This window comes from Seonamhaeicola sp. ABD4_340, assembly GCF_056312135.1.
Window position 1 is genome coordinate 1,246,857 of the sequence record NZ_CM149981.1, and the last position, 18,014, is coordinate 1,264,870.

Here is an 18,014-nt window from a genome sequence, read left to right on the forward strand (position 1 = left end):
TATTAAATAGTGTTAAAAATTTGTTCTAAAATAGTTCTGGTTATTAAATATGTTGGTTTTACACCTGTAGTACCTAAACCGCCTGAGGCTAATGTTGCCCCTGTTTCTAAAGGATTATCACTGGCATAATACGCATAACGCACCTTTACATTAGCGCCTATACTACCTCTAACTTTTGATGCTGCTTGAATAGCTTTTTGGTAATGAGCTCCTTCCATTTCTAAACCTATTACTTTCCATGTGGAATTGTAAAAGAATTTTAAAATGTCTTTATTTTGAAGCGATGTACCTAAAACGGTAATCATAGTGCCTTCATAAACATCAACGCCTTGGCCGTCTAAATCTTCTTTATTTAGTTCGTTTTCAAACGGATAATTATCTGCGGTACCTTCAAAAATATGTGCCGAAGGAATCATTATATCACCTTTTCCACCTTCTAAAATACCTGCTTTACCCATTATTGAAATAGATTCTACATTTAAATGGGTTTTGGTTTTATGCTTTTTATATGGTTTTAATAGCTCATCAATGGTTTCATAAGCTTGTTCTCCAAAAGCATAATCCATTACCAACAACACTGGCTTTTTCTCTTTTAAAATGGTTTCTTTAGCTTTAATATCTATTTTCGAGGCATCTATTTTACTGGTATCAAAAATTTGAACATCAATATTGGTACCCGATGTATCTTTTATATACAACATGCCATTACGCAGCGCATCGGTAGTTACTTTGTTGCGTAAGGTTTCGTTTTCTCTATTGCTTAAAGCTTCATACACTTCAAAAATATCTTTTTTTGAGGCCAATGCTTTTAATGCTGAAGGTGCAAACAACGTGTTCATTACACTGTGCATGTTGGCGCTTATTATGTGAATTGGACGATCTAATAAACTGTTTTTATAAAGTACTTCCTTTATGTTATCTGCCCAAATTTCACCGTGTATATGGTGTCCAATACGCTCTCTTAAAACGGGCGTAAAGGTTATGGTTCTTTTATTATTGTTAACCTGCTCTTCTATAGCTAATTTTCCTAACCAATAAACAATGTGCAGTAATCTTTCTGGTTGTTTTGCTGTTGCAAATTCATCATAAACAACCCTAAGCTCGTTAAACGTTCTGCCTAAAATATTAGCGGTATGTGTAATGGCTATTTCACGTTCTTCATTAGTTAAATCGGCTTTTGAAAGTACCACTTTTTCTAATTTTTGCCAATCTCTAGTGGTTAAACCTTCTTCTTCATTTATTAAAACTCTATTGCTTATTTTATGAGATTCTACAAATAGAAATGTTAAGTGCGTTAGAATATCATAAATTTCAGAGCGCCCTCTGGTAATTTCAATATTCATTTGCTCCTTATCAATACGGTAGCAATTTCGTCTTCTTTTTTCTGGGATTATAGGTTTAAAATGTGAGTTTGAATACCCTTCATCACTGGTTAGGTTAATAAACATACATTCTTCAATACCTTCGGGTAGCCTATCTATTACATAAAGTAAACCTTCAAGTTCTGCTTTTTCATCGCCAATAGACCCGTAAATTTCGGGTCTTAAAAGCAATAATGAATTGCGTAGCATTTCACCAGATATACCCATTGGTTTATAAAAACCTCTGATAAACAAGTGACGCATAGTAATGTACATTCTTTCTATGGCATTTGAACTCTCTTGAGCTCTCGTTCTTTCATGATACTTTTTATTACTCATTAGCGCATTTTTTCGGATTCAAATATACTATTATTTGTTTTAATAATTGTGTGGAAATTCCTCAACTATTTTCCTGTCATTTGAAAGTCTGGGTAGTTTGTTTTGTCCGCCCAATTTTCCAATAGACTTCATGTAATTTTTAAAACCATCTTTTTCAACCCTAGCTATTTTTAGAGTTTGAAGCACTTTACCTTCAATTAAATCAAAATAATATACATTTTGTTTTTGAAGAGAATTATCAATTTGTTTAGCAAAGGCGTTTAAATCTTTTGGAGCATTTTCAAACTCTATAAACCATTCATGATAAGGTAATCCTTCTTTTGGATTAATTTGTGGTGCTACAGTAAACTCTGTAACGCTAACATTGGTACCAGCAATGGCTTCTTGTAAAGCTTGCTCAACCTCTTTACCAATTACATGCTCACCAAATGCCGAAATGAAATGTTTTATTCTACCAGACACAATTACTCTATAAGGTTTTGTAGATGTAAACTGAACCGTATCACCAATATTATAAGCCCATAAACCGGCGTTTGTGGATATAATTATTACATAATTTACACCAACTTGAACATCTTTAATAGTATATCTTTTAGGGTTTTCAGTATAAAACTCATCTACTTTTACAAACTCATAAAAAATACCTGAGTTTAATTGCAAGAGCATGCCTTTTTCGTTTTGCTTGTCTTGAAAGGCAAAAAAACCTTCGCTAGCAGGATACAATTCTATGCTATCTACTTTACGGCCAATTAGGTTTTCAAATTTTGTTTTATAAGGTTCGTAATTTACACCACCAAAAATGAATAAATTGAAGTTTTTAAAAATATTGCCAACTGGTTTTCCTGTTTTTTGAACTAATTTTTCAAAGTACATTTGAACCCACGACGGAATACCAGAAATTATAGTCATGTTTTGGTGCAAAGTTTCATTAACAATAGCATCAACCTTAGTTTCCCAATCTTCAATACAATTTGTTTCCCAAGATGGTAACCTGTTTTTTTGAAGATACTTTGGTACATAGTGCGCTACAATGCCCGAAAGACGCCCTAATTTCACGCCATTTTGTTCTTTTAAAATGGGGCTTCCTTGTAAAAAAATCATTTTACCATTAACGAACTTAGTATTGCCCGTTTCATGTATATACATTAAAATGGCATTTCTGGCCGCTTCAACATGCGTTGGCATACTTTCTTTTGTAATAGGAATATATTTTGCGCCCGATGTTGTACCCGATGTTTTGGCAAAGTATAAAGGTTTTCCTTTCCAAAGTATGTTTTCTTCGCCTTTAACAACTTTATCAACATAAGGTTTTAGGGCTTCATAATCTCGTATAGGTACACGTTTTACAAAATCGGCATACGATTCTATACCTGCAAAATCATGATCTTTACCAAACTGTGTGTGGGCAGCCTGCGCTATTAAATTTTGAAAAACTGTTTGCTGTGTTTTTTCAGGGTTATTTGCCCATTTTTGAATTTTATTGTAAACACGTTTGGCAAATGGTTTTGCTAAAGCAGATTTTATTGATAACATTATTTAAAATCTATAAAGTTTGTTGGGTTAATGGGGTAACCATCATTCCAGAGTTCAAAATGTAAATGTGTTCCGGTTGAAAGCTCGCCGGTGTTACCTGCGGTGGCAATTACTTCGCCAGCTTTAACCAAATCGCCTTGTGCTTTTGTAAGTTCAGCATTGTGTTTATACACCGAAATTAGCCCGTAGCTATGCTCTAAAATAATAACATAACCTGTGCTAACCGTCCATTCTGCAAAAATTACAATACCATCGGCAGTGGCCTTTACTGGTGTGTCTTTGGGTACAACAACATCAACAGCATAATGTTTTTCTTTTACATTATAGTGCGATGATATTTCACCATTTACCGGTGGAAATAAAACAAAACTGGTAGCTGTGGTGGCAGATTCAAATAAGTTATACTTATCTTCTTTATCAACTTTATCTCTTAAAATAGAGTCTTCTGCAATGGGTTTAAAATCTACTTCACTGGCTTCAAGTTTTACAGCTTGTATTATAGAATCTTTATTAATATCTGAAGCACTAATATCTCCTGTTAATACTCTTTTAATAGATTTATAGTACACCTCATTCATAACCATAGCTTGTTGTAATGAATCTGTTTTAAAACTAAGCTCGGTTGCTTTCTTTTTTAATGCTGTTGAAGAATACCCCGGAATGTACTCTCTTAAAGGTGTAAACGCAATAATTAAATAGGTTATTATAATTAAAAATAACGCCGATACACTGGCCAAAACAAAAACGTTTAACCGTGTGAGTTTTAGTGATAGTTGTTCTTCAAAAGTATGCTCATTAAGTATAACTAACCTATACTTGTCTAGTAGCTTTTTTTTAATTTTTTTTTTCGACTTCTTTTTCTTCATGAGAAAACAAAAATAAAGAATTTATTATAACCAATACTTACTAAAAACAGTGTTTACTTTAGCTTAACTAAAGCTACTATTTTTAAAAATTTACACAGAATATATTTTGCGTATGCTAAAGTTATGTTTTAAACGTTTTTATTAAACTTTAATTATTAACTTTGTTTTCAAAATTAAATATTATGAGCTTATATATGTTACCATTAGCTATTGGACCATGGCAAATTGCATTAATTGTAATTGTTGTTTTACTGTTATTTGGTGGAAAGAAAATACCTGAATTAATGCGTGGTTTAGGTAGCGGTATTAAGGAGTTTAAAGATGCTAGCAAAGAAGAAAACCCTGAAGGCGAAAAAAAAGAATAACTTTTATTTATAAATAAAAAAAAGACCAACAATTGTTGGTCTTTTTTTTGCATGAAACTTTAGCTGTATTTAATCTATTTTAATAGATTTTATAATGGCTTCTAGCTCTAACATGTAATTTCTTTTTTCAACTGATGGTGCAAAAATAAAACCTTCAACACCAACCCAACGTTTGTTTACTTTATCTTCAATAGTATAATTTACAAATGAACCACCCATAAAATCATTAGTTAATTCCCAAAGGCCTTTGGTTTCAAATGCTGGTTTGTTATCTAAAATTACTTCAGCATGAAATGGTGCGTATGCATCTTCGGTTACCATGTATGAACTTACTTTGTTTCCGTCTGCATTTACTGTACCGTCTAACCTTCCTTTAAAATACTGTTTACCAATAGAATCTCTTATTTTTAATATTTGTAAACCAGTGCTGTCATTTCTTTTTATGGCGCTATAGGGCAAATCATAAATCATTAAATGCGAATGCCCTGTGGTAATATCTTTTCTAAACCAGAAAAAATTATCGGTTTCTTTAGCTATTTCATAAATTGATGAAAACTGAATTGTTAAACCTAGTTTTTCTTTTATAGACGAGTAATTATGTGGCGCTTTTGCCATTTGGCGTTGGCGCTCGCCTATTTCGGCATTTCTAAAAACTTCAATTATTTTTTGGGCGTTTCCGTTAACCAAATTGATTATATCTTGCTTGGTTTTTCCTGTTAAAACAATTACTTTTTGTGGTTGTGCGTACACATTTTCTGCAAAGTTTATACTTGGTGCTTTGTTCATTTCAATTTTAAGCATAGTACGATTTTTTGTAACAAAGCCCGAAAACACCTTTGGTGGTATTTGGCTAAGCGTAAAGGTAGGCTCATCTTGCGGCAAACCGTAAATTGGTTTTGTTAAAACACCACGAATAGCATCACCAACACTACCACTCCACATATCGTTTTCAATAATTACTGAAACGTGGCTTATATTTCCTGTTGAGTCATATAAAAATTTTTCTGGTTTACTACTGTTGTTTTTGTCTTTACAAGACACAGCAACTAATAGCAATACTGCTAATAAAAGGATGTGTTTCATCTTTAATTTTTTTTGAATAATATGGTTATTTAGGAATTAACCTTTTGAAATTTTTAGTGTCATTCCTGGTTTTAAATTACTACCACTAATACCGTTCCATTCTCGAATATTTTGAATAGAAACTCCAGAAAATTTTTGTGAAATACTCCAAAGTGAATCGCCACTTTTAACAGTATACAAAACAACATCACCAGAAATTGGTTTAGTAACTATTTTTTGGCTAGTTGTTTTTGCCGTAGAGGTTGCTTTTTGTGTGTATGGTTTACGCGGATAAATAGTTAAACGCTGCCCAATTTTTAAGTTATTTGAGCGCAAACCATTCCAGCTTTTAATTTGGCTAACCCTAACACCGTATTGCCTTGCAATTTTACCTAAATAATCACCAGATTGCACACGGTAGCGCACCCTATCATTTGCATTAAAAAATTGTGGTAGTGGTTTTTCTCTATTTGCCAATTCTTCTTTTACATGCGCATAAATTTGTGCTTCGTTATTAACAAAAGTACCAACCACATTTCTTGGCAATCTTAAATAATAATTTTCGCCTTTAATAACCGGTATAATATCTAATTTATACGACGGATTTAGAAACTGTAATTTTTCAACGGGTGTTCCTGTAACCTCAGCAACTTGGTCTAAAGTTATCATGCTTTTTACCAAAACGGTATCAGTTTCAACTAAAGGAAACTCAGGTTTTATTTTTTTAAATCCGTGAGCTTCAGCATATTCAAAAATATACATATTGGCTAAAAAAGCTGGTACATAACCTGCGGTTTCTCTGGGTAAATTATGCCTAATATTCCAGTAATTTTTATAACCACCAGAGCGCCTAATGGCTTTTGAAACATTACCTGGGCCAGAATTATAAGCTGCTAGGGCTAAATCCCAATCGCCAAAAATTTCGTATAATCTTGCTAAATATTTTGCAGCAGCTTCTGTAGATTTTATGGGATCGCTGCGTTCATCAACATAACTACTTACATCTAACCCATACATTTTGCCTGTAGCAAACATAAATTGCCATAAACCTGTAGCACCAACTCTAGACTTTGCTCTTGGTTTTAATGCAGATTCTACAACGGCTAAATATTTTATTTCTAATGGTAAATTTTGCTTATCTAACTCATGCTCAAACATTGGGAAGTAAAATGCGCTAAGCGTTACAAGTTTTTGAATGAGGTTTCTTCGGTTTTTTAAATAGAATTTTATAACACTTTCTAAAGACGGGTTATACTCTACATTAAAAGGTGTTTTGGCGTTAAGCACTTCTAATCTTGCTTTAAGAGTATCTGTTGGTAATTCTGGAAAATCAATATCATTAAAGGTTAATTCTGTAACAGATTTATAAATGGTATCAAACATGTTGTTGTTATACAAATCTTCAAACCATTTTTCATCAAAAGAAGCCGCTAAATCATGGTCTTTTAATGCCTTAATTGAAGTGCTATCTGTTTTTACTTTTATTGGTTTAATAGGTTGTTTACCATCAACTAATGAGTCATTTAACTTATTGGTTATTGTAACAGAAAGTGTGTCTTTAACTTGCCCTAGGCAAATTGAAGTGCTAAAAAATAGTGTAAGTATAAAAAAACGAAAAGCCATAATATCTATTCATTATTGAACGATAGTATGGCTAAAATCGTATTTTTTATGGTAAATAAAAAATTTCTTAGAAAAAGAGACTTTATTCTTTATTATTATTTTGAAAAAGTACTAGCTTAAAATGGCAGCAATACCTGGTAACGTTTTACCTTCTAAGCTTTCTAACATAGCGCCACCACCAGTACTTACATAACTTACTTTATCTTGAAAACCAAATTGCTTTACAGCCGCAACAGAATCTCCACCACCAACTAACGAAAATGCTCCGTTTTTAGTAGCCTCGGCAATAGAATCACCTAAAGCAATTGTACCGCCAGCAAAACTTTCCATTTCAAAAACACCTAATGGGCCGTTCCAAAGTATGGTTTTACTTTCCATAACCACTTTATGGAATTGCTCTCTAGATTTTGGTCCGGCATCTACACCTTCCCAACCATCAGGAATTGTATTTATGTCTACTATTTGGGTGTTAGCATCATTACTAAAATCATCGGCAGCAATAGTATCAACAGGTATGTGAACTTGCACATTTTTTTCTTTTGCTTGCTTTAAAATATCTAAAGCCAATGCCATTTTATCATCTTCACAAATAGAGTTTCCTATCTTTCCGCCTTGCGCTTTAACAAAAGTAAATGCCATGCCACCGCCAATAATTAAGTGGTCTACTTTGTCTAAAATATTTTCAATAATAGTAATTTTTGAAGACACTTTAGCACCACCAAGTATAGCTAAAACAGGTTTTTCGCCTGTTTCCATTACTTTTTTAATACTATCAATTTCTTGAGCTAATAAGCTACCAAAACATTTAGTTTCAGGAAAAAACTCAGCTACAATAGTTGTTGATGCATGTGCTCTGTGCGCTGTACCAAAAGCATCGTTCACGTATATATCACCTAATTTTGAAAGTTTTTCGGCAAATGCCTTATCACCAGCTGTTTCTTCTTTATAAAAACGAAGATTTTCTAGCAATAAAATTTCACCAGGTTGTAAATTTGCCGCAGCTGCTTCAACATCTTCTCCAACACAATCGGCTACAAATTTTACTTCAACACCTAATACATCTTGCACTTTCTCAACAATATGTTTTAATGAAAACTCATCTTGAAATCCTTTTGGACGCCCAAGGTGCGACATTAAAATACAGCTTCCGCCATCTTCTAAAATTTTAATAATTGTTGGTTTAGCAGATACAATTCTTGTAGCATCGGTAACCTCAAAATTTTCGTTTAATGGCACATTAAAGTCTACGCGAATAAGTGCTTTTTTATTTTCAAAATTAAAGTCGTTTAAAGTCTTCATCAATATAAATTTACTAATTAGTGTATTACAAATGTAACCAATTAATTAGCACTAAAAAATGACTTTTTTAACGAAAACGATATAGGTTAAAATATTTTTATGATGCTTTCTTTAACTTAGCTTTTGTTCCTTTTTTATTTTGCTTTTTAGCTTTTACAACCTTTAATTTTGATTGTTTCTTTACAGGTGTTGCTTTTTTAACAGATTTGGCTTTTTTTGAAACTGGAGCTTTCACAGTTTTTTTAGATACTTTTGTTTTTTTAGTCTTTACAACTTTATTTTTAGCTGGTTTAGCTTTTTTACTGTTTTTTGCCTTTGGTGTTTTAACCTTCTTTTTTGCTTTGGCTACTTTGGCTTTGGCTTGTTTCTTTGTCTTTTCTTTAGCTGCTTTTGCATTCTTTTTTGCTTTCGCCTTTGCCGCCTTCAACTGTGCTTTCTTTTTAGCCGCTAATTTTGCCGCTTTGGCTTTGGCTTGTTTCTTTGCTTTTTCTTTAGCTGCTTTTGCCTTCTTTTTTGCTTTGGCTACTTTGGCTTTGGCTTGTTTCTTTGTCTTTTCTTTAGCTGCTTTTGCATTCTTTTTTGCTTTCGCCTTTGCCGCCTTCAACTGTGCTTTCTTTTTAGCCGCTAATTTTGCCGCTTTGGCTTTGGCTTGTTTCTTTGCTTTTTCTTTAGCTGCTTTTGCCTTCTTTTTTGCTTTGGCTTTGGCTGCCTTCAATTGCGCTTTCTTTTTAGCCGCTAATTTTGCCGCTTTCGCTTTGGCTTGTTTCTTTGCTTTTTCTTTAGCTGCTTTTGCCTTCTTTTTTGCTTTCGCCTTTGCTGCTTTCAACTGTGCTTTCTTTTTAGCCGCTAATTTTGCCGCTTTGGCTTTAGCTTGTTTCTTTGCTTTTTCTTTAGATGCTTTTGCCTTCTTTTTTGCTTTGGCTTTGGCTGCTTTTGCTTCTAATTTAACCTCTTTTTTCTTTGAAACTTCTTTTTTCGACATAACTAAGTGTTGTTTTAATGTTAATGCAATGTAAATTTTACGTTAACAAAAGTAGTAAAAAATGTGTTACAACTTTAATGGAAATAGATTAAGAAAACCAAGAAATCAACAACAACAAGTATAACTGCTTGTTTTTTAATATTTTAAAATCATATACAAATGTTAATATTTATCACTAACTACATTACAATAAATTAACATTGGTATTCTTTTAGCATTAGATTTTCAATTTTTATATAAACACTACAGCTTAAAAATTTAAATTACTTTTGCTTTATGTTATTCTCAGAAATTTTAGGTCAGGAACATATAAAAAGTCATTTAACGCAAAGTGCCAATAACGGCCGTATACCACATGCACAATTGTTTGTAGGGCCCGAAGGCTCTGGTACTTTGCCTATGGCAATTGCATATGCACAGTATATTTTGTGTAAAAACAATAATGGCGAAAACAACAACGGTATTGATGCTTGTAACTTAAAATTTAAAAATGTTTCGCACCCCGATTTACATTTTGCCTTTCCGGTAACTACCAGTGATAAAGTGAAAAGCAAACCCGTATCAAATTTTTATTTAGAAGAATGGCGCCAATTAATAAAAGAACAGCCTTATGGAAACTTATTTGATTGGTATAAATTATTAGGCGTAGACAATAAACAAGGGCAAATTGGTGTTGAAGAAGCGCATGAAATTGTAAAATCGTTAACCTTAAAATCCTTTGAAGGTGGTTACAAGGTTATGCTTATTTGGATGGTAGAAAAAATGAATACGGCCTGCGCTAATAAACTTTTAAAACTTATTGAAGAGCCGCCCAACAAAACTATTTTTATTCTTATTGCTGAAGATGAGGAGCAAATTATAAACACCATTCGTTCGCGTTGCCAAACGTTACATTTTCCGCCTTTGGCCGAACAAGTTATAAAAGATGCTTTGGTTAAAAATTACGAGCTAGATGAAGCTACAGCAACTAAAATTGCTCATCAATCTAACGGCAATTACAATAAAGCCTGCGATTTGGTGTACCATGACACTGAAGACACACAATTTGAAGAATGGTTTGTTTTTTGGGTACGTAGTGCCTTTAAAGCCAAAGGCAACAAAGCTGCTATACACGATTTAATTTCATGGAGCGAAAACATTGCTAAAACAGGACGTGAAACCCAAAAACAATTTCTTAATTTTTGTATTGACTTTTTTAGGCAAGCTCTTTTATTAAACTATAACGCCACTGATTTGGTTTTTTTTGAACCCAAAACCGAGAAATTTAAATTAGAAAATTTCGCGCCATTTATTCACGGTGGTAATATTTTAGAAATAAGTGATGAACTACAAAACGCTATTTATCATATTGAGCGTAATGGTAATGCTAAAATTATTTTAACAGACTTATCTATTAAACTTACACGGTTGTTACATAAGAAAGCGGAATAAATTTAAAACCCAGAAATATAATTTTCTAATTTATCAGAGCGCTCTAAACCTATTTTTTTCCTAATTCTAGATCTGGAAATATGTACACTATGTGGTTCAATATTTAAAATTCTTGCCATTTCTTTTGTGCCAAAATTAAGCTTAATTAGTGCACAATGTTTACGCTCTGTTACACTTAAATCTGGATGTTTTGCTTTGAGTTTTTCGTAAAATTGCGAATTAACTTCAGTAAAACGTAAATTAAAAGTGTCCCATAAATCTTTTGAGCCTTTGGTGTATTTATAACTTAATGCTTTATGTGATTGCGGAGATTCCTTCTTTAAAACATCAAGCAACTCTTCAATATCTTTTTCTTTATCAATTAACTGTAAAGCGTAAGATGTTAATTCTTTACTTTTGCCCTCAATTTTAGCTTTACTTTGTTCTACTTTAAGGGTTGCTTCCATTTCGGTTTGTTTTTTTTCTAATAACGTTTTTTTGAGTTTTAAACGCATTTTGTAAATAATAGATAATATGATAATGAGTAAAATAGAGAGTCCTATAATTATTTTTAACCTGAATTTTTCTTGTTTATTTTTTGCTATAATTAACTCTTGCTGTGCTAATTGTTCATTTTTTTTATAGATAGATTCTAGGTAGCTGTCTTTAATTTCAAATAATTCGCCGTTAGTTTTATTTCTAAGTTGCAGCATGCTATCTGCCACCTTATGCGATTGTTCTAAAAAATTATAAGCTTTTATATTTTTGTTTTTTTTATAATAAACTTCAGAAAGTTTATATAAAATTTCAGGTTTTAAATCTACTCTATAACTTTTTTTATTAATGTAATTTAAACCTCTTTTAAAGTAAAACAAGGCACTGTCTGTTTGGTTTAAAGCTACTTTTAATTCACCTAAATACATAGCTATATTGGTTTTATAATCTACAGGCTTGTCTTGTGTATGTTTATTTGCAGAATGTAAGTACTTATTAGCGGCTTTGTAATTGTTTAACTTTACAAAAACATACCCTCGTTCAGCATCAATAAAAGGCATTTCAACTTGTTTTGTTTCAACTACTTTTTCGTTAACCAAACAAGAATCTAAATATTTTAAAGCCTCTTCATAGTTTCCTGACTTTCGCTCCTTTACTGCTAAACTCATATAGCTTGAAATTAAAGGGCTTACTTTTTCATTGTTTTGAAAGTAAATATCTTTAGAAACACCTAAAGCTTCTTTTAAATGCGCAAACACCTCATCATTCATACTAAACATATCATACAATCGTGCTAATTGAATATGCGCTTCTGCGCGCACTTCCTTTTTTTGAGCTTTATCTGCTAAATACATACCCTCCCAAGCATGATCAAAAGCCATACTATATTTTCCTCTAATCATACGCATTTCAGACATGTGCATAAGGCACTTAATTAACATAATAGTATCATGCTTAGTCTCAAAATATGAACGGCTTTTTTTTAAAACTTGATAGGATTTATAAGGAAACGTTTTATGCTGCCAAACAGCTTTTTTAATTTGATTTGTATAATATAATGTGGAATCTGGTATAACATATTCATTTATATTATTTGCAGATAAACTAACAAAACTAAGTACTGTTAATGTAAATAAAAGCCTATTTTTCAATGAATTATTTAGTTTTAAGTGGTGGATTGCTAAAATATCTAAAATGTAAATAACTAAACAAAAAATATAAATAAAAAATAAATAGTATATAAGTTTTGTATAGTTTTCTTTTTTGAAGTAGACAAACTCTTTATCTATTTTTGAGTACACCAAACTAAACTACAATGCATCAAAAATTGTTATTATTTTTTTACTTATCCTTTTTTTTTATTAGTTCAGTAGTAGCTCAAAAACAAGATAGGCCTAATGTAATATTAATTTTAACTGATGACCAAGGTATAGGTGATATTGGATGCCATGGTAACCCGTGGATTAAAACACCAAATTTAGACAAGTTTTACAAAGGTTCGGTTAGAATGACCGATTTTCATGTAAGTTCCGTTTGCACCCCCACGCGTGGAGCAATAATGACAGGTAGATATCCCATAAACAATGGCGCATGGGCAACTTACAAAGGAAGAGATGCTTTGTCTGAAAACAACATGACCATGGCCGATATTTTTAAAGCTAATGGCTATGTAACAGGTTTATTTGGTAAATGGCATTTAGGTGATAACTACCCTGTGAGGCCAACAGACTCTGGTTTTGATGTTGCTATTCATCATAAAGCGGGTGGTGTTGGAGAACTTTCAGATTACTGGGGAAACACGTATTTTGATGATGTATATTACTTTAATAACAAACCTCAACAATTCAAAGGATATTGTACCGACATTTGGTTTGAAGAAACTATTAAATTCATACAAAACAATAAGGATAAACCATTCTTTGTATACCTACCAACCAATGCACCACATGGACCGCATTACGTGGAAGAGAAATATGCCAACCCATATAAACATTTAGTAGGAACGGAAATTATGAATGCCGAATTCTACGGTATGATTACCAATATTGATGAAAATTTTGGGAAATTAGAAAAATTCCTTAAAAAATCGGGACTAGCCGACAACACTATCTTAATTTTTATGACCGATAACGGTACGCATCATGGTTATAGCGCCGATGGAAAACTAGGTTTTAACCATGGTTTTAGAGGTAGAAAAGGAGGTAAACAAGAAGGCAGTCACCGTGTGCCATTTTTTATAAGGTGGAAAGATGGTAAAATTTCTGGAGGAAAAGATATTCATGCTGAAACGGCCCATGTAGATCTTATTCCAACTTTAGCTTCACTTTGCAATATTGCTATTCCGAAGGAAAAAAAGTTAGATGGTATTGACTTTTCTGAATTACTAACAAAAAAGAAAAAAACGCTCGAAGAGAGAACCATTTTTATTCACAATCGTCAAGATTGGCGGCCACCAACCGATGTTGATAAAACCTGCATTATTAAAGATGACTGGCGCTTAATAGATGGTAAAAAACTTTACAATATTGAAAAAGATCGCATGCAAGAAAACGATTTGTCTGCAAAATATCCTGAAGTTGTAAAAGCCATGTTAGAAGATAATTCACAATTCTTAAAAGTATCAAAAACCAACCCGGAATATTCTGAGTTTCCTGTGAGCATTGTTGGAAACAAAAATCAAAAAGAAATTACACTAACCATACAACATGCCATTGGAGAAAGCGCAGGTATTTGGAAGGCAGAACATGTAGCTGCAGGTAAAAAAAGCTTAAACAATACACATTCTATTGAAATTGATAAAAAAGGTATGTATCAAATTGAATGTAGACGTTGGCCTAAAGAATGCCCTGGAACTATTTGGGGAATTCCTTCTGAAAACCCAAAAAACTTCTACACCTATGAAACTATAAAGCCACAAAAAGTGCGCATAAGTATTGCAAATCAAATTCACGAAAAGGCAGTTACAACCCAAGATGAAGCTGTTGTTTTTACAGTAAATCTTCCTAAAGGAAAAACTCTATTAGTGAATGATTTTATAGAAGGTAACATGAAGTATGGTGTTTACTACACATACATAACTCCAATTTCAAAAAACTAAAAATGAGACAAATAACTATATATCTATTGTTAATCTGCATTTCGTGTGCATTTGCTCAAAAGCCTAAAGTCTGGTTAATAAGCGATGGCGGCGAAAATATAAATGACCCAGATGATATATCTGCAGTAGCCAGTTATATCTTAATGTCTAATCATTTTGATACCCGTGCTATTGTAATGGCAAGTACGGTTCACCCATGGAACAAAAACACACCAAATCAAGGTATATGGGCACTAGAAACTTACGGAAAGGCCTATGCAAAAGACCTTCCAAATCTTAACAAATATATTGGAGGATATCAAAAAAGCTTCCGGTTTATGGAATCTTCTGTTAAGGGAATGGGTGAAAATTTTCAGTGGCAGAAAAACTACAATCTAAAAGACTACCCAAGTATTCTTGCGCTCTATAAAGAGTTAGAAAAAACCAAGGGCACCTTAAACATCCTGTGTTATGGGCCACTTACAGAACAAGCCATTTTAGTGAGTTATTGCAAAAGTTTAGGACGAATAGATTTATTGAATAAAATAAGGTTTATTAGTCACTGGACAAGTTCTAACTTCCATGTTGGAACCCTTAAAAACCAAGAACACACTCATAATTGTTTTGGAGATCCTATTGCTTGTGATTATATAAAGAAAATGGCTCTAAATGGCAATTTCAAATTCTATGAATGTGGAGCCATTGGGCAGTATGGTATTGTTGAAGGCGGCCAAAAAGGAAAGGCCTATTTCAACCAATTTTATGAAAGCAATTTGGGTACAATTTTTAGAGAGGGTAAATTCAACAAAAACCGCGTTGATGATTCAGACAGTGCAACTTATTGGGCTTTACTTGGTAATTATGGCGTGTCCCTAAACGACTTAGCTGATAACGGGCTTAACTTTCCTGAAACAGAAGAAAAAAACGAAAAAGCCTTTGCACTTCGCGCTGAAGATATGCGTAATGAACTATTAAGGCGTTCTAATGCAGCTGCTGGGTATAATCCAAACGCCATTAAAGTAGACATCATGGTTCCCGAACATGGTATGGCAGACCCACATGCATGGGTTGAAAACGATACGCTTTGGTTTATCGCGGGTCATGATAAAAGCTGGGAACCAGAAAGCTCCTTCCCAATGGATAGATGGGAAATTTGGTCTTCTACAGATTTAAGAACTTTTAAATACCACAATAGTATTCACCCAAAAGACTTGTATATGGGAGACAAACCCAACTGTTGGGCTGGGGATATTACCAAGCGCAACGGCAAATATTATTGGTTTTTTTCAAACAGAAATATTGATACTGGAGTTGCCGTGGCCGATAAAATTGATGGTGATTATAAAGACCTTTTGGGTAAACCTTTATTACCAAAAGACATTATTCCCGGGCATCCTTATGACCCAGAGATTTTCGAGGCAAAAGATGGTCAGTACCATATTATTTTCGGAGCAGGAAAGTACTACATAGCAACTTTAGCTGAAGACATGAAAAGCTTAAAAACAGAACCTAAACTGCTTCCTTTAAAATATGAAGATGGCAAGGAGTTTTTAGCAGAGGATAAACCTACTTTATTTGAACGCAACGGAACATATTATTTGGTTTTTGGTGCTCGTTATGCCATGGCAGATAATCTTTATGGACCATACACATTCAAAGGCGCATTCTTAAACGGTGGTCATACCAGTTTTTTCGATTGGCACGGACAAAAATATGTACTTCAGGAAAATCATGATATTTCAGCATTTTACCGTGGTGCCAGTTTAAAACCTGTCTTTTTTAATAACGATGGCACTATTAGAATTCCAAAAAGTGACCGTTGGTATCCGGGTCCAGGGAGGCCTTTTAAGTTTGAAAACTCTACTATGGGATGGAAAGCTTTAAACGGTACAAACATTTACATGAGTAATGGTGCCTTGGGTGGAAACATAAATGAGCCAAAGGCTATAGTTCAAAGTTCCCCATCGCTATTTACAAATACAGAAGGAGCCTCCAAGATAACCATCAAAATAAAAAATAATAGTCATGCTAGTTTATTACGAATTGCATTGTTCACAATAAACAAAACCAATAATAAAAACTTTTGGAGAGATGCTGCTACAGTTGTAGACTGGAATACCCAAGATTGGGTAGCTATACCTATTTCTTCAAACGATGGCGATTTTAAAACCTACACCATCCCATTATCAAAATTTAAAGAGGTTAACGAAAAGTTGATGCAATTAGCAATTCAGCCGGCCGTAAACACCTATAACGGCACATGGGAAATAGACGAAATAATTATTGAATAACTAAACAAACACTGAAAATATGAAACTTAAACTTTTAGCTATTATTAGCGCTTTAATGTTAGTTGGATGCCAACAAAACACAAAAGAAACAGAGACAACTGAGCAACCTGAAAACCAAGGCGGCTTTCCTTTTGTACTTCCAGATGAAAAACCAAACCGCCAAATGAGTGCCGCAATGGAGCGTATTTATACCGATTATGCAGCACCTCAACCTCAAAATAACGAACTTTTTAGTCAGTTTAAATACACCGAAATGAAAGGTTTCGATTATAATAATTATGATGGAACAATCTCCAGAAGAGACCCTTCAAAAGTATTACTTCATAATGGGAAATATTACATTTGGTATACTTATAGAAACACGCCTACTCCACCTCAAGGCGCTGCAAAAAGTAACGATACCATTCCCTCTTCAGATTGGGATTTAGCAGATATTTGGTACGCTACCTCAACAGATGGCTTTAATTGGGAAGAGCAAGGTGTAGCTATAAAACGCCCAGAAAAACCAACAGTAGGTTGGCGTTCGGTTACAACAACAGATATTTTAGAATGGGAAGGCAAATTCTACCTATACTATCAAGGCTTTATGGAAGCTAGCGGAAAACGTGGTGACGACTGTCCCGTTGCTGTTTCTTATGCCGATTCTCCTGAGGGCCCTTGGACGCCATATAACAAAATAGTTATACCAAATGGTGCCGAAGGTGAATGGGACCAATATTCTATTCATGACCCCTATCCACTTGTTCATGACGGCAAAGTTTATATTTATTACAAATCAGATTTTGGTGAAAGACCAGATTTGGTTAGAATGCAGGGTTTAGCAATTGCAGACAACCCTCTAGGGCCGTTTAAAAAGCATCCATTAAACCCATTGATTACCTCTGGCCACGAAACCTCATTATTTCCCTTTAAAGAAGGTGTAGCGGCTTTGGTTTACAAAGACGGACCAGAGCATAATACCATTCAATATGCCAAGGATTGGGTAAACTTTGAAATAGCTTCAATAACTGAATTGATGCCCTACGCAGCAGCACCTTTTGTTCCAGATGCATTTACGAATACAACTGACGGAAGAGGCATTACTTGGGGAACAGCTCATTTTATAAACGCAACAGGGAATTGGAACAAGTTCTGTTCTAAATTAGTGCGTTTTGACTGTGATTTAAGTAGAGATGTGCACGATCCTGAAATGAAAGAACACCGTGTTAAGCACAAGCCTGATGTTTATTATCGTCAATCGTTGAGCAAAGAACAAAAAGAACGCATTGCTAAACAAAATGAAGCTTTAACGAAAAAATAAAGCTTTCTTTTT

Annotated in this window: 13 protein-coding genes; 5 read left to right on the forward strand and 8 right to left on the reverse strand. The window is 33.6% G+C overall.

Annotated features, from left to right (window positions below; all coding sequences use genetic code 11):
• Nucleotides 1–2 precede the first annotated feature (2 nt).
• The 3 genes from ACYX4H_RS05485 to ACYX4H_RS05495 are packed head-to-tail and all read right to left on the reverse strand — an operon-like array spanning nucleotide 3 to nucleotide 4,099.
• A complete protein-coding gene (locus ACYX4H_RS05485) occupies nucleotides 3–1,700 on the reverse strand; it encodes a DUF6909 family protein (RefSeq protein WP_476238220.1) in 1,698 nt (565 codons plus the stop codon).
• Nucleotides 1,701–1,739: 39 nt separating this feature from the next.
• Complete coding sequence (locus tag ACYX4H_RS05490; RefSeq protein WP_476238221.1) at nucleotides 1,740–3,233, reverse strand: GH3 auxin-responsive promoter family protein; 1,494 nt, start codon at nucleotides 3,231–3,233, stop codon at nucleotides 1,740–1,742.
• A complete protein-coding gene (locus ACYX4H_RS05495; RefSeq protein WP_476238222.1) occupies nucleotides 3,233–4,099 on the reverse strand; it encodes a M23 family metallopeptidase in 867 nt (288 codons plus the stop codon). Before ACYX4H_RS05495 ends, ACYX4H_RS05490 begins: the two co-directional genes overlap by 1 nt.
• A 182-nt stretch (nucleotides 4,100–4,281) precedes the next feature.
• Here ACYX4H_RS05495 and ACYX4H_RS05500 point away from each other — a divergent pair, with 182 nt between their 5' ends.
• Nucleotides 4,282–4,464, forward strand: coding sequence for a Sec-independent protein translocase subunit TatA/TatB (locus tag ACYX4H_RS05500; RefSeq protein ID WP_147131929.1), 183 nt, complete (start codon nucleotides 4,282–4,284; stop codon nucleotides 4,462–4,464).
• A gap of 69 nt (nucleotides 4,465–4,533) precedes the next feature.
• Here the strand turns inward: ACYX4H_RS05500 and ACYX4H_RS05505 are convergent, their stop codons facing one another.
• From ACYX4H_RS05505 to ACYX4H_RS05520, 4 genes are all read right to left on the reverse strand, one after another.
• Complete coding sequence (locus ACYX4H_RS05505) at nucleotides 4,534–5,547, reverse strand: DUF4837 family protein (protein WP_476238223.1); 1,014 nt, start codon at nucleotides 5,545–5,547, stop codon at nucleotides 4,534–4,536.
• A gap of 36 nt (nucleotides 5,548–5,583) precedes the next feature.
• Complete coding sequence (locus ACYX4H_RS05510) at nucleotides 5,584–7,149, reverse strand: LysM peptidoglycan-binding domain-containing protein (RefSeq protein ID WP_476238224.1); 1,566 nt, start codon at nucleotides 7,147–7,149, stop codon at nucleotides 5,584–5,586.
• A gap of 111 nt (nucleotides 7,150–7,260) precedes the next feature.
• Nucleotides 7,261–8,448: a phosphoglycerate kinase gene (locus tag ACYX4H_RS05515; RefSeq protein WP_476238225.1), complete on the reverse strand. Its 1,188-nt coding sequence runs from the start codon at nucleotides 8,446–8,448 to the stop codon at nucleotides 7,261–7,263.
• 97 nt (nucleotides 8,449–8,545) lie between these two features.
• Nucleotides 8,546–9,430: a hypothetical protein gene (locus tag ACYX4H_RS05520; RefSeq protein WP_476238226.1), complete on the reverse strand. Its 885-nt coding sequence runs from the start codon at nucleotides 9,428–9,430 to the stop codon at nucleotides 8,546–8,548.
• Nucleotides 9,431–9,706: 276 nt separating this feature from the next.
• On the opposite strand from ACYX4H_RS05520, the gene ACYX4H_RS05525 reads away from it, so the two are divergent.
• Entirely contained in the window at nucleotides 9,707–10,861 is a 1,155-nt protein-coding gene (locus ACYX4H_RS05525; RefSeq protein WP_476238227.1) for a DNA polymerase III subunit, read from the forward strand.
• Between the two features lie 2 nt (nucleotides 10,862–10,863).
• Here ACYX4H_RS05525 and ACYX4H_RS05530 read toward each other — a convergent pair whose 3' ends face one another.
• Entirely contained in the window at nucleotides 10,864–12,486 is a 1,623-nt protein-coding gene (locus tag ACYX4H_RS05530; RefSeq protein ID WP_476238228.1) for a tetratricopeptide repeat protein, read from the reverse strand.
• Nucleotides 12,487–12,650: 164 nt separating this feature from the next.
• Between ACYX4H_RS05530 and ACYX4H_RS05535 the strand changes: the two genes are divergently transcribed.
• The 3 genes from ACYX4H_RS05535 to ACYX4H_RS05545 are packed head-to-tail and all read left to right on the forward strand — an operon-like array spanning nucleotide 12,651 to nucleotide 18,002.
• Nucleotides 12,651–14,432: an arylsulfatase gene (locus ACYX4H_RS05535; protein WP_476238229.1), complete on the forward strand. Its 1,782-nt coding sequence runs from the start codon at nucleotides 12,651–12,653 to the stop codon at nucleotides 14,430–14,432.
• Nucleotides 14,433–14,434: 2 nt separating this feature from the next.
• Nucleotides 14,435–16,702: a family 43 glycosylhydrolase gene (locus ACYX4H_RS05540; RefSeq protein WP_476238230.1), complete on the forward strand. Its 2,268-nt coding sequence runs from the start codon at nucleotides 14,435–14,437 to the stop codon at nucleotides 16,700–16,702.
• A gap of 19 nt (nucleotides 16,703–16,721) precedes the next feature.
• The gene (locus ACYX4H_RS05545) at nucleotides 16,722–18,002 is read left to right on the forward strand and encodes a glycoside hydrolase family 117 protein (RefSeq protein WP_476238231.1); all 1,281 of its coding nucleotides are present in this window, start codon (nucleotides 16,722–16,724) and stop codon (nucleotides 18,000–18,002) included.
• Nucleotides 18,003–18,014 lie beyond the last annotated feature (12 nt).